General features: G+C 64.7%; 10 protein-coding genes. 8 read left to right on the top strand and 2 right to left on the bottom strand.

The annotated features are described in order from the left end of the window. Positions 1-76: 76 nt before the first annotated feature. From BcanWU425_RS11645 to BcanWU425_RS11680, 8 genes are all read left to right on the top strand, one after another. The gene (locus BcanWU425_RS11645; RefSeq protein WP_231190463.1) at positions 77-1,180 is read left to right on the top strand and encodes an ABC transporter substrate-binding protein; all 1,104 of its coding nucleotides are present in this window, start codon (positions 77-79) and stop codon (positions 1,178-1,180) included. Further along, positions 1,158-2,180, top strand: coding sequence for an ABC transporter permease (locus BcanWU425_RS11650; RefSeq protein ID WP_085385146.1), 1,023 nt, complete (start codon positions 1,158-1,160; stop codon positions 2,178-2,180). The genes BcanWU425_RS11645 and BcanWU425_RS11650 overlap by 23 nt, the downstream gene beginning before the upstream one ends. Then, a complete protein-coding gene (locus tag BcanWU425_RS11655; RefSeq protein WP_018457482.1) occupies positions 2,174-2,974 on the top strand; it encodes an ABC transporter ATP-binding protein in 801 nt (266 codons plus the stop codon). The genes BcanWU425_RS11650 and BcanWU425_RS11655 overlap by 7 nt, the downstream gene beginning before the upstream one ends. Then, positions 2,968-4,140 carry an acyl-CoA dehydrogenase family protein gene (locus BcanWU425_RS11660; protein WP_204512013.1) on the top strand — a complete coding sequence of 391 codons (1,173 nt, stop codon included), beginning with the start codon at positions 2,968-2,970 and terminating at the stop codon, positions 4,138-4,140. The genes BcanWU425_RS11655 and BcanWU425_RS11660 overlap by 7 nt, the downstream gene beginning before the upstream one ends. Before the next feature lie 29 nt (positions 4,141-4,169). Beyond that, positions 4,170-5,270: an LLM class flavin-dependent oxidoreductase gene (locus BcanWU425_RS11665; protein WP_018457484.1), complete on the top strand. Its 1,101-nt coding sequence runs from the start codon at positions 4,170-4,172 to the stop codon at positions 5,268-5,270. Between the two features lie 405 nt (positions 5,271-5,675). Then, positions 5,676-6,521: a CmcJ/NvfI family oxidoreductase gene (locus BcanWU425_RS11670; protein WP_204512012.1), complete on the top strand. Its 846-nt coding sequence runs from the start codon at positions 5,676-5,678 to the stop codon at positions 6,519-6,521. A 103-nt stretch (positions 6,522-6,624) separates the two neighbouring features. Beyond that, positions 6,625-6,936, top strand: a complete 312-nt coding sequence (locus BcanWU425_RS11675) for a septal ring lytic transglycosylase RlpA family protein (RefSeq protein ID WP_026233379.1) — start codon at positions 6,625-6,627, stop codon at positions 6,934-6,936. A gap of 42 nt (positions 6,937-6,978) precedes the next feature. After that, a complete protein-coding gene (locus tag BcanWU425_RS11680; RefSeq protein ID WP_204512011.1) occupies positions 6,979-8,148 on the top strand; it encodes a Gfo/Idh/MocA family protein in 1,170 nt (389 codons plus the stop codon). Positions 8,149-8,417: 269 nt separating this feature from the next. Here the strand turns inward: BcanWU425_RS11680 and BcanWU425_RS11685 are convergent, their stop codons facing one another. Together BcanWU425_RS11685 and uvrA are read right to left on the bottom strand one after the other, a co-directional pair. After that, positions 8,418-9,728: an ABC transporter substrate-binding protein gene (locus tag BcanWU425_RS11685; protein ID WP_018457488.1), complete on the bottom strand. Its 1,311-nt coding sequence runs from the start codon at positions 9,726-9,728 to the stop codon at positions 8,418-8,420. Positions 9,729-9,881: 153 nt separating this feature from the next. After that, positions 9,882-12,395 carry an excinuclease ABC subunit UvrA gene (gene uvrA / locus BcanWU425_RS11690; protein WP_204512010.1) on the bottom strand — a complete coding sequence of 838 codons (2,514 nt, stop codon included), beginning with the start codon at positions 12,393-12,395 and terminating at the stop codon, positions 9,882-9,884. Positions 12,396-12,418: the final 23 nt, after the last annotated feature.

The following is a 12,418-nucleotide window of genomic DNA, read 5'->3' on the forward strand; positions in this document are numbered from 1 at the left end:
CAGGTCCGCACGGAACAGGCGCAACGCAAGCTGTTGTGCCGATGGCGGAGCCGTGCCAGCGCAGGAGTGTTGACGGATGAACGACGACGACAAGCGCGACGGATCGAGGCTCGACCGGCGCCATTTGCTCCAGGCGGGATTAGCTGCGGCATTCGCTGCGCCGCTCGGTGCCTTCGGTGCGGCACAGGCCTTTGCGCCGCGGACAATCGCGCCCGGCGTCGATCTCTCGGAGTTTCCGCTGTGCCGGACTGCGTCGGATGTGCCCGCGCTCACCGGCGCGCCGCGCAAGCTCAAGCTATCCTGGAACGCGGGCGCGGTCTGTCTCGCCCCGGTGCCGGTCGCCATCGAGCACGGCTTCTTCCAGAAGCATAATCTCGACATCGAGCTCATCAATTATTCCGGTTCGACCGACCAGCTGCTCGAGGCCATCGCAACCGGCAAGAGCGATGCCGGTCTCGGCATGGCGCTGCGCTGGCTAAAGCCGCTGGAGCAGGGCTTTGATGTGAAGATTGCCGCCGGCACCCACGGTGGCTGCATGCGGGTCCTGACCCGCGCCGATTCCAGCGTGAGCAAGCTTGCCGATCTCAAGGGCAAGATCGTCGCGGTCGGTGATCTCGGCGGCCCAGACAAGAATTTCTTCTCCATTCAGCTCGCCAAGCTCGGTATCGATCCGAACAAGGATGTCGACTGGCGCGCCTATCCCGGCAACCTTCTCAACGTCGCCGTCGAGAAGGGCGAGGTGCAGGCATTCCTGTCGTCCGACCCGCTGGGTTATCTCTGGCTCAAGGACAGCCAGTACAAGGAGGTCGCCTCCAATCTCGATGGCGAGTATCGCGACAAGAGCTGCTGCATCCTCGGCCTGCGCGGCAGCCTGGTGCGCGAGGAGCCGCTGGTCGCGCGCGCCCTGACGCAGGCGCTGCTTGATGCCGCGATGTTCACCGCGCAAAATCCGTCTGTGACGGCGAAATCGTTCCAGCCTTACGCGCCGAAGACGGCGTCGCTCACGGATATCGAGGGCATGGTGCGCTACCACACCCATCATCATCATCCCGTCGGCGAAGTGCTGAAGCGCGAGCTCAAGGCCTATGCCGACGATCTCAAGAGCGTGCAGGTGTTCAAGCAGAGCACCGACACGGCCAGATTCGCGGAGCCCATCTATGTCGACGTATTCGCTGTCTGACGGCCTTGCCTCCGGCGCGCCGAGTCTCTCGCGCGCACCCTGGCTGACGAGCTGGGTCCGGGACTCCGGTGTCGGCATTCTCGCCAGCGCGGCGTGGATTGCCTTCGGCCTGTCCTGCCTGTGGTGGGAGGACGTCGGCGAGTGGTCGCGGACCCATTCGCTCGGCATTGCCGCGTTTGTCATCGCAGCGATCGCGTTGTTCGGGACGGTCGGTGCCGATTACCTCGGTTCGACGGGCCGGGCCTTGCGCCAGCGCGCGCCGTGGCTCGTCGTGCTCGGCGTTGTCCTGACCCTGTGGGAAGTCGCGACGGCAAAATTCGCCTGGCTACCGTTGCCGTTCTTTCCGCCGCCGCAATCGATCATCGAGGTCTACACCGACGATCTGCCAAAACTGCTCGACAGCGTGTTCGCCTCGGTCAAGCTCCAGCTCGGCGGCTATCTGATCGGCGCGACGGTCGGCTTCCTGACCGGCGTCTCGATCGGCTGGTCGCGCGCGGTCGGCTATTGGGTGCATCCGGTGCTGCGCTTCATCGGCCCGTTGCCGGCGACCGCCTGGCTGCCGATCGCCTTCTTCACCTTTCCGTCGAGCTGGAGCGCCTCGACCTTTCTGATCGCGCTGGCAACGGGCTTCCCGGTCACCGTGCTGACCTGGTCGGGTGTCGCGAGTGTGAGCAATGCCTATTACGACGTCGCGCGGACGCTCGGGGCAAAGCCGTCCTTCCTGGTGCTGAAGGTGGCGATCCCCGCGGCATTGCCGCACGTTTTCGTCGGCCTGTTCATGGGGCTCGGCTCGTCCTTTGCCGTGCTCGTCGTCGCCGAGATGATCGGCGTCAAGGCAGGGCTCGGCTGGTACCTGCAATGGGCGCAGGGCTGGGCCGCCTATGCCAACATGTATGCGGCGCTGATCGTGATGTCGTTGCTCTGCTCCGGCGCGATCACGCTGCTGTTTGCGATCCGCGATCGCCTGCTGGTTTGGCAAAAGGGGACCGTGAAATGGTAGCCGCAACCGCACTGGCTGACTTCGACGCTCACCCGGCGGCCGGTGCCGCGCTCGACATCGAGCAGGTCAGCCACGCCTTCGACATCGACGGCGCCGAGCTGCCGGTGCTCAGCGACGTCAGCATCTCCGTCGAGCCGGGCGAGTTCGTTGCGCTGCTCGGCCCCTCCGGCTGCGGCAAGTCCACGCTGCTGCGCCTCGTCGCAGGCCTCGACAAGCCCCGGTCCGGAACGCTGCGCGAGGACGAGGCGCGCATCACGCGACCGCACCCGTCGCGCGTCGTCGTGTTCCAGGATCCCACCTTGTTTCCCTGGCGCACGGTCTGGGACAACGTCGCGCTCGGGTTGGAGGCGCAGGGCATCTTGAAGAGCCAGCGTCACCGCGTCGATGCCGCGCTCGATCTCGTGGGGCTATCGTCCTTCCGCAATGCCTATCCGCACCAGCTCTCGGGCGGCATGGCGCAGCGCGTCGCGCTGGCCCGTGCGCTGGTCAATGATCCCAAAATCCTCATCCTCGACGAGCCGCTCGGTAAGCTCGACTCGCTGACCCGCATCACCATGCAGGCCGAGCTGGTCTCACTGTGGCAGCGCAAGGGTTTTACCACGCTGCTGGTGACGCATGACGCCGAGGAGGCGCTGGTGCTCGCCAACCGCGTCATCGTGTTCAGCGACCGCCCGGCGCGTGTGAAGGCAGACATCCGTGTCGACCGGTCCTATCCGCGCCATCGCGGCGATCCGTATCTGGTGGATTTGCGCCGCCAGATCCTTGGCCTGCTCGGATTGGACGCGACATGGTGACTTCGATCGCCAAGGGACGCGCGGCGCATCACGAGCCCGACTACATCGCACGTGCCGAGGCGCTGGCCGAGGCTTTCGCCGCCCGCGCGGCCGAGCACGATCGCACCGGCAGCTTCCCCTTCGAAAACTTTCGCGAGCTGTCCGAGGCGGGCCTGCTGTCTCTGACGGTGCCCGCCGTCCATGGCGGGAGCGGGGCGGGCGCACGCTACGCCGCACGCGTCCTCGGCATCATCGGCAAGGCCGATCCGTCGACCGCGCTGGTGCTGTCGATGCACTATATCAACCATCTGGTGATGGCACGGAGCCCGACCTGGCCGGCGCGGCTGTCGCGCAAGCTCGCGCGCGAGAGCGTCGAAGGCCTTGCGCTCGTCAATGCGCTCCGCGTCGAGCCCGAACTGGGCTCGCCTGCGCGCGGCGGCCTGCCCGCGACCATTGCACGTCGGACCGAGACCGGCTGGCGGCTCTCGGGGCACAAGATCTATTCGACGGGATCGCCGATCCTGAAATGGTATCTGGTCTGGGCGCGGACGGACGAAGCCGAGCCGCGCGTTGGACAGTTCCTGGTGCCGGCGGGCCTGCCAGGCACGCGCATCGTCGAGACATGGGATCATCACGGCCTGCGGGCCAGCGGCAGCCACGACGTCATCTTCGAGGACGTCGTGATACCCCTCGATGCCGAGATCGATGTGCGCGAGCCGGCGGACTGGCGCGCACCTGATGTGGCGCAGGCGACGGTCCACACGATCTTTGTCGCCGCGATCTATGACGGCGTTGCGCGGGCTGCACGCGACTGGCTGGTCGGGTTCCTGAAGCAGCGGGTCCCTGCCAGCCTGGGCGCGCCGCTTGCGACCTTGCCGCGGGCGCAGGAGATCCTTGGCGCGATCGAGGCGTGGCTCATCGTCAATGCACGGCTGATCGCATCCTTTGCCGGTGATTTCGATGACGGTGTCGCGCTTTCCGCGGCCGAGTCCAACGTCATCAAGCTGGCCGTCACCAATAACGCCGTCGCCGCGGTCGAGAATGCCTTGTCGCTGACCGGCAATCACGGCCTGTCCCGCGCCAATCCGCTGGAGCGGCACTATCGCGACGTCCTGTGCGGTCGCGTGCACACGCCGCAGGACGATTCCACGCGCACCGGCCTCGGCCGTGCCGCATTGGGCCTCTAGCCTGCCGCCAAACATTCAGGGAGAACATCATGTCGGTCGAGTTCATCGGCTTTATCGCCAACAGCAATGCTTCCGAGACCATCGTACGCCAGGGCCCGGTGCTCGATGCCGCCTATATCGAGACGGTGGCGAAGGCGCATGAGCTCGCGGGTTTCGATCGTGCGCTGCTGGCGTTCCATTCAACCACGCCCGATGCGCTCCAGGTCGCACAGCATGTGCTGACCATCACCAAATCGTTGAAAGTGATGATCGCGCAGCGACCGGGCTTTACCGCGCCGACGCTGCTCGCGCGGCAGCTTGCGACGCTTGACCAACTCTATGGAGGCCGCGTCTCGCTCCACGTCATCACCGGCGGCAATGCAGCCGAGCTTAGGCAGGACGGCAATACGCTCGACGACAAGGACGAGCGTTACGCCCGCACCAGCGAGTTTCTCGACGTGGTGAAGCTGGAATGGACCAGCGAGAAGCCGTTCAACTACAGCGGAAAGTACTACAACGTCGAGAACGGTTTTTCGCAGGTGAAGCCGCTGCAGAAGGCCGGCATCTACACCTTCGTCGGTGGTGGCTCTGACGCTGCGATCGACGTCGCGGGCAAGCATGCCGACACCTTTGCGCTGTGGGGTGAATCCTATGCGCAGGTGCGCGACGTCACCTCGCGGGTTCACAATGCGGCCGTCAGGCAGGGCCGTCGGACGCCGCGCTTCAGCCTCTCGGTGCGGCCGATCATCGCTCCGACCGAGAAGCAGGCCTGGGAAAAGGCGGACGAGATTCTTGCGCGCGCCACCGCGCTCCAGGACAAGACCGGCTATCGCAAGCCCGCCGACGGCCATGCCACCGCTGGCGCGCGGCGTCTGCTCTCGCTCGCCGACCAGGGCAGCCGCATCGACAAGCGGCTGTGGACCGAGATCGCAAAGCTCACCGGCGCCAACAGCAACACCACCGCGCTGGTCGGCACGCCCGAGCAGGTCGCCGAGGTCTTCGGCGACTATTGCGACCTCGGCGTCAGCCATTTCCTGATCCGCGGCTTCGATCCGCTTCCCGATGCCATCGAGTATGGCCGTGAGCTGATCCCGCTGACGCGCGAGCTGATCGCCAAGCGCCAGCCTGTTCGCGGCGAGGCGGCGGAATGATCCGTCTCATGCTGGCCGACGCGATAATGTTCGGCTGGTCGCGGACGAGCAGAGCGAAATCGACCTCTACCTTCACTGGGGTCTGATCAAGCAGAAGCTCGAGGCGGCCGAGATCGCTACTGCGCAGAGCCGGGACCCATGCCGCACAGATGCTCCCGGTGAGATAGGCCCCGGCTCAGCAGCGTACCACTGCGTGATGCGCTGCGTCCGGGGCACGAGATCTCAAAAGGCTCTCAAGCATCCGTGAAGCGGGCAGAGCGCATTCCAACCCGGCCGGATTTCGCGATGCGTTTGTTCTGCGTTTCATGCCAGCGACAGCACTCGCATTGCTATTTGCACCAACTCCCTTGCAGTACGCCCGGTGTCTTCAAAAATCATCCAGACGACCACATCGGGAGACCGGCCATGGGCCTGCAAGAAACAAAAATCGAATCGCTTCCCTTCGTCACCGCTGAACTCAATTACCTCGCGCCGGTTTCGGGCAAGCCGCGCACTTACGCCTTCGATCCACCGCCTGGCGAGCCCAACAGCACGTCATTGCCGGAGCCGCATCAGGTACCGATCTTCGATGCCCGGCTGATCGCACAAAACATCTCGCTCGACCGCGAAGGCTTTGCGCTGGTGCGGCATCCACATCAGGTGAAGGACTTCTCTAATGAGGAGGAAATCAAGGCGGTCTACTATCCCGCCGTCGAGGCCTTCCTGCGCGCAACGCTGAAAGCCGACCGCGTCGTCATCTTCGACCATACCGTGCGCAGGCGCGTTGAGGGTGCCGCGGACATCCGCGACGGTGGCCCGCGTCAGCCGGCAACGCGCGTCCACGTGGATCAGACCGCCGTCTCAGGCGCCAACCGCGTGCGCGAGCATCTGCCCGACGAGGCCGAAGAGTTGCTGAAGGGCCGCGTCCAGGTGATCAATCTGTGGCGGCCGATCCGCGGTCCTTTGCGAGATTCGCCGCTGGCGATGGCCGACGGCACGACGGTTGCGCCCGACGATCTCGTCGCCTCGGATCTGATCTATCCCAACCGTCGCGGCGAAATCTATTCGGTGAAATACAATCCGAACCATCGCTGGTTCTATTTCCCCGAGATGACGGCGGACGAAGCACTGCTGCTCAAGTGCTACGATTCCGCAACCGATGGCCGCACCCGCTTCGGGCCGCACGCCGCGTTCGTCGATCCGACCACGCCGGCCGATGCCGCGCCGCGCGAGAGCATCGAGGTTCGGACGCTCGTATTCCACAAACAGTAACAGAACTGTGATGGCACTGCCGGGCGCGGCCCGGCAGTGGCTCAGGAACCCACGGGAACCGACAAACGTTTGCGCCCGGGGCAGGCCAACCCGGAGGGGTGCCGTGCGAGCGCAGACCACGTTATTTTCTTGCCTTGCTACGTTTTCGCTTTCTGCAGTTTCCTTTGCCCAGGCCGAAAGCGGGCTTGCCTCCTATTACAGCTACGGAAAAGCCGGGAAAGGTGAGCTGACCTGCGCGCACCGGACGCGTCCGTTCGGAAGCGTGCTGAGGGTGTCCTACGGCAGCCGCTCGATTCAGTGCCGCGTCAACGATCGCGGCCCCTTCATCCGCGGCCGCATCGTCGATCTCTCGGTGCCGGCTGCCAAGGCGCTGGGCATGATGAGCGCCGGCGTGGTGCGGGTCTCGGTGGAATAGACCTGCCAGCACGCTATAGTGCCGCCCAAAGCGGGGGGCGCTATGGCCAGGATCAGGGTGGGACTCGTCGGCTGCGGCTTCGTGTCGGAGCTGCATATGTATGCGTTCCGGCGCGTCTACGGGGTGGATGTCGAGGTCGCGGCGGTCGCTGCGCGCGGCGACCATGTCGTCGAATTCGCCGGCCGCCACCAGATCCAACGGGTCTATCGCAGCTTCGCCGAGCTGATCGCAGACCGCGAGCTCGATGTCATCGACATCTGCACGCCGCCCAATCTTCATGCGGGGATGATCGTCGCCGCCATGCAGGCCGGCAAGCATGTGATCTGCGAAAAGCCGTTCGCCGGCTATTTCGGCCGCGACGGCGACCGGCAGCCGATCGGCAGGCATGTGCCGAAGGCGCTGATGTATGAGCGCGTGCTGGAAGAGATGGACGCCACGCGTGCCGCGATCGAGCGCACCGGAAAGCTCTTCATGTATGCCGAGGACTGGATCTACGCGCCGGCCGTGACCAAGACCGCGGAGATTCTGAGAGCGACCAAGGACAAAATCCTGTTCATGAAGGGCGAGGAGAGCCATTCCGGATCGCATGCGGCCCATGCCGCGCAATGGGCGATGACCGGGGGCGGCTCGCTGATCCGGATGGGCTGCCATCCGCTCTCGGCGGTGCTGTATCTCAAGCAGGTCGAGGCCAAGGCGCGCGGTGAAACCATCCGCGTCGCCAGCGTCAGCGGCGATGTCGGCAATGTCACGGCCATCCTCAAGCCGGAGGAGCGCACCTACATCAAGGCCAATCCTGTCGACGTCGAGGATTGGGGCACGCTGACCGCGACGTTTTCGGACGGCACCAAGGCCACCGTGTTCTCCGGCGACATGATCATGGGCGGCGTGCGCAATCTGATCGAGACCTACACGTCAGGCGGCTCGCTGTTCGCCAACATCACGCCGAATAATCATCTGATGAGCTACCAGACCTCCGAGGAGAAACTCGCCTCCGTCTACATCACTGAGAAGGTCGACCGCAAAACCGGCTGGCAATATGTCTGCCTCGAAGAGGAGTGGACGCGCGGCTATCTCCAGGAGATCCAGGACTTCATGGAATGCGCCGCGACGGGACGGCAGCCGCTGTCGGACCTCGCGCTGGCGTACGAGACAATCAAGGTGAACTACGCGGGATACTGGGCGGCGGAGGAGGGACGAAAGGTGGTGATGTAGGGCGTGATGAACTCACTGAGCTAGCCGCAGGCACGGTGCCAATCCTTCTCCCCTTGCGGCAGAAGGTGGCATAGGCGGCCTTCGGCCGCCGTTCTCAAGAACGCCGAAGCGTAGCTTCGGCTATAGCGCCGGATGAGGGTTCTCTCCGCGGTTTAAAATGAGAGAGGTTTGCTCGCGGAGGCAACCCCTCACCCGTCTCGCCGTTTCGCGGCGAGCCCCCTCTCCCGCAAACAAGGGGGAAGGGTGCACCGTCGGCGCGGCGCGTAGCCTCACGTCCCGTAGGTCGAGCCCTTCGGCAGCGGAAACACCGGGTCCCGCGTCCGGATGTTCGTCGGCCACACCACCGAGATGTGTTCGCCGGCATTCTGCATCACCACCGGGGTCGAGCGCTCGTTCTGGCCGGACATCGGCGTGCCCGGCGGGAAGAATTTCACGCCATAGCCCTGGATGGTGCCGCCGGCTGGAATGTCGACGTCGAGCGCGGCCTTGCGAATGGCCTCGGGCTCGAAGCTGCCGTACTTCTCCTTGGCGACCGGCAGCACGTTGTTGAGCAAGATCCAGGTCTGGTTGAAACCCATCGAGCAATGCGGCGGCACGTCGGTGGCGCTGGTCTTGGCCTGGTAGCGCGAGACCATGGTCTTGGTCAGGTCGCCGATTCCAGGCGCGAGCTTGGAGGCATCGAGCAGTTGCGCCGGCACCGGATCGATGTTGCAGAAATTGTCGATGTCGGGGCCGAAGGTCGCGCGCAGCTTGTCGAGCTGGCTGTAGCCGGCGCCCGCGCCGAACAGCATCTTGAAGCGCAATCCGCTCTCGCGGGCCTGGCGCAGGAACAGGGTGATGTCGGGGTTGTAGCCGGCGTGCGAGATCACATCGACCTTGGCGCGCTTGAGCTTGGTCACGAGCACCGAGAGATCGGGCGCGGAAGCCGAATAGCCTTCGCGCATCACCACCTGGATGCCCGCCTGCTTGGCATAGGCCTCGTCGGCCGCCGCGACGCCGACGCCGTAAGGGCCGTCCTCGTGGATCAGCGCGACCTTGACGTCCTTCGGGTCCATGCCGAGCTTGCCTTGCGCGTGCTCGGCGACGAAGCCCGCGAAGGCCTGGCCGTACTGATCGGAATGGATCTGCGCGCGAAACACATATTGCAGGTTCTTGTCCTTGAACACGGCGGTCGAGACCGCGGTGGTGATCCAGAGGATCTTCTTCTGCTGCTCGACCTTCGCCGCCATCGGCACCGCATGCGCGCTGGAATAGACGCCGTTGATGATGTCGATCTTTTCCTGGCTGATCAGCCGCTCGGCCTCGTTGATGGCGACGTCGGCCTTGCTCTGAGAGTCCGCCGCGACCGGCACGATCTTGGTCTTGCCGCCGATGCCGCCCTTTTCGTTGACGAGGTCGATGGCGATCTGCGCGCCGACCGAGGAGGCGACCGAGCCGCCGGCGGCAAACGGACCGGTGAGGTCGTAGATCAAGCCGATGCGCAAATTCTCGGCTTGCGCCTGGGCCCGTGTCCAATCGAGGCTGAGTGCGGCGGCGGCAGCCGCCGAGCTCTTCAGCAGCTGCCTGCGTGAAGTGGGCATCCTATCCTCCCTCAAAGATCGTCTTATGATTTAGTCTTGTTATTCTTTTTCGAAGTATGGGGAGCGGGGCGGCGGAAAGTCAACATGGCGAAAGTCGGGGTCCGGTCTCCGCGACGCAGAACGCAATTGCGAAATGGGTGATGAGCGCGCCCGTTACTGTTTCAAGCGACGGGCAAGATAGCCAGCGGTCTTCCCGCCGGCCGCGGCGACCTCTCGCGGCGTCCCCGACGACACGATACGGCCGCCTTCCTCGCCGGCGCCGGGACCGAGGTCGATGATCCAGTCGCTATGAGAGACGACATCCATGTCGTGCTCGACCACGACCACGCTGTTGCCGGCGTCCACGATGCGCTCGAGTTGGGCGATCAGCCGCTCGACATCCCTGGGATGAAGACCGGTGGTCGGCTCGTCCAGGACATAGAGCGTGTGACCGCGTTGCGGCCGCATGAGCTCGGTCGCAAGCTTGATGCGCTGGGCTTCCCCGCCCGACAATTCGGTGGCGGACTGACCGAGACGAATATAGCCGAGCCCGACCTCGCGGACGACCGATAGCGACCGGTTGAGGGTTGGATCTTCGTGGAAGAATTCGAAGGCTTCGTCGACGCGCATCGCCAGCACATCCGCGATGGATTTTCCGCGGATCTTCACCTCCAGCGTCTTGTCATTGTAGCGCGCGCCCTTGCAGGTCGGGCAGGGTGCGTAGACGCTGGGCAGGAACAGCAGCTCGACGCAGACAAATCCTTCGCCTTCGCAGGTGCTGCATCGGCCCTTCGCGACATTGAAGGAAAAGCGCCCGGCATCGTAGCGGCGGGACTTTGCCTGCGGCGTCACGGCGAACAGCTTCCGGACGTGGTCGAACAGGCCGGTATAGGTTGCAAGGTTGGATCGCGGCGTGCGGCCGATCGGCCTCTGATCCACCACGACGAGACGATCGACCTGGTCGAGGCCGGCGACGATCTCGCCGCCCAATGTCTCGACCGTGGGTGCCAGGCTATCGTCGTCCGCGTCCGCAGCCCGTGCATGGCCGAGATGCTCCGCCATGGCATCGACGAGGAATTGGCTGATCAGGCTCGATTTGCCGGAGCCCGACACGCCGGTCACGCTGGCGAGAACGCCGAGCGGGATATCGACGTCGAGGCCGCGGAGATTATTCCGGGTCACACCCCGGACTTTCAGATGCGCCTTCGGCTGGCGGCGGACCATCGGCAGCGGCTTTCGTGGATGCGCGAGATAATGGGCGGTTCGCGATTGCGCGACCTGCCCGAGTCCTGAGGGCGGTCCGCTATAGAGGATGTTCCCGCCGCCTTCGCCGGCATCAGGCCCGACATCCACCAGCCAGTCGGCATGCTTGATCACCTCGATCTCGTGCTCGACCACGAAGATCGAATTGCCCGCGTGTTTCAGCCGGTCCAGCGCCCGCAGCAGCGCCTCGGTGTCGGCAGGATGCAGACCCGCCGACGGTTCGTCGAGCACGTAGACGACGCCGAACAGGTTGGAGCGGACCTGTGTCGCAAGCCGCAGCCGCTGCAACTCGCCCGGCGACAGCGTTGGCGTGCTGCGCTCGCAAGCGAGATAGCCGAGGCCGAGGTCGAGCAGGACGGCCAACCGCGCCGACAGATCCTCACAGATCCGCCTGGCGACGATCGTCTTCTCCGATGCCCCATCCGTCGAAGCCTTTGCGAAAGGCTTCATTACCTCCTGCAGCTTCTTGAGCGGCAGATGAGACATCTCGGCGATATCAAGTCCGGCGAATTTGACCTTGAGCGCCTCGGGCTTCAATCGCGTGCCGTGGCAAGTCGGGCAGTCCTGGGTGATCATGAATTGCGCGACGCGGCGCTTCATCATCGCACTCTCGGACTTGGCAAAGGTCTGCATCACGTAGCGCTTGGCGCCGGTGAACGTGCCCTGATAGCTCGGCTCCTCCTTGCGGCGCAGGGCCCGTTTGGCTTCGGCCAAGTCGTAACCGGCATAGACCGGAACGGTCGGCTGCTCCTCCGTGAACAGGATCCAGTCGCGGTCCTTCCTGGGCAGCTCACGCCAGGGCTTGTCCACGTCGTAGCCCAGCGTGGTCAGGATGTCCCGGAGGTTCTGCCCCTGCCAGGCACTCGGCCACGCCGCGATGGCGCGCTCGCGGATGGTCCTGGTGTCGTCGGGCACCATGGACTTTTCGGTGACGTCGAGCATCCTGCCGATACCGTGGCAGGTCGGGCAGGCTCCTTCCGGCGTGTTTGGCGAGAACGATTCCGCATAGAGCATCGGCTGTCCGCGCGGGTAATCGCCGGCACGGGAATAGAGCATCCTGAGCAAGTTCGAGATGGTCGTCACGCTGCCCACGGACGACCTCGTCGTCGGCGCGCCGCGCTGCTGCTGGAGCGCTACGGCGGGCGGCAGGCCTTCGATGTCGTCGACCTCAGGGATCTGCATCTGGTGGAAGAGACGGCGCGCGTAAGGCGACACCGATTCCAGATATCGCCGTTGCGCCTCGGCGTAGATCGTCCCAAAGGCGAGCGAGGACTTTCCGGAGCCCGACACGCCGGTGAACACGACGAGGGCGTTGCGCGGAATCCTGACGTCGACGTCCCTAAGGTTGTGCTCACGCGCACCTCGTACGCGAACGAAGCCGTCGTCTTGCATCAGGCCATCGGGGTGTCTTGATCGGTCGTCCATCTCGCTGCTCCGGCCCACGCATG

It is taken from the genome of Bradyrhizobium sp. WU425, assembly GCF_021052305.1.
In the GTDB taxonomy this organism is placed as follows: domain Bacteria; phylum Pseudomonadota; class Alphaproteobacteria; order Rhizobiales; family Xanthobacteraceae; genus Bradyrhizobium; species Bradyrhizobium canariense_D.

Excerpts from the sequence above, each read along its gene's own strand:
- BcanWU425_RS11655 (WP_018457482.1), top strand. The coding sequence starts at position 2,174 with ATGGTAGCCGCAACCGCACTGGCTGACTTCGACGCTCACCCGGCGGCC.
- BcanWU425_RS11660 (WP_204512013.1), top strand. The coding sequence starts at position 2,968 with ATGGTGACTTCGATCGCCAAGGGACGCGCGGCGCATCACGAGCCCGAC.
- BcanWU425_RS11665 (WP_018457484.1), top strand. The coding sequence starts at position 4,170 with ATGTCGGTCGAGTTCATCGGCTTTATCGCCAACAGCAATGCTTCCGAG.
- BcanWU425_RS11685 (WP_018457488.1), bottom strand. The coding sequence starts at position 9,728 with ATGCCCACTTCACGCAGGCAGCTGCTGAAGAGCTCGGCGGCTGCCGCC.
- BcanWU425_RS11670 (WP_204512012.1), top strand. The coding sequence starts at position 5,676 with ATGGGCCTGCAAGAAACAAAAATCGAATCGCTTCCCTTCGTCACCGCT.
- BcanWU425_RS11680 (WP_204512011.1), top strand. The coding sequence starts at position 6,979 with ATGGCCAGGATCAGGGTGGGACTCGTCGGCTGCGGCTTCGTGTCGGAG.
- BcanWU425_RS11650 (WP_085385146.1), top strand. The coding sequence starts at position 1,158 with ATGTCGACGTATTCGCTGTCTGACGGCCTTGCCTCCGGCGCGCCGAGT.
- BcanWU425_RS11645 (WP_231190463.1), top strand. The coding sequence starts at position 77 with ATGAACGACGACGACAAGCGCGACGGATCGAGGCTCGACCGGCGCCAT.
- uvrA (WP_204512010.1), bottom strand. The coding sequence starts at position 12,395 with ATGGACGACCGATCAAGACACCCCGATGGCCTGATGCAAGACGACGGC.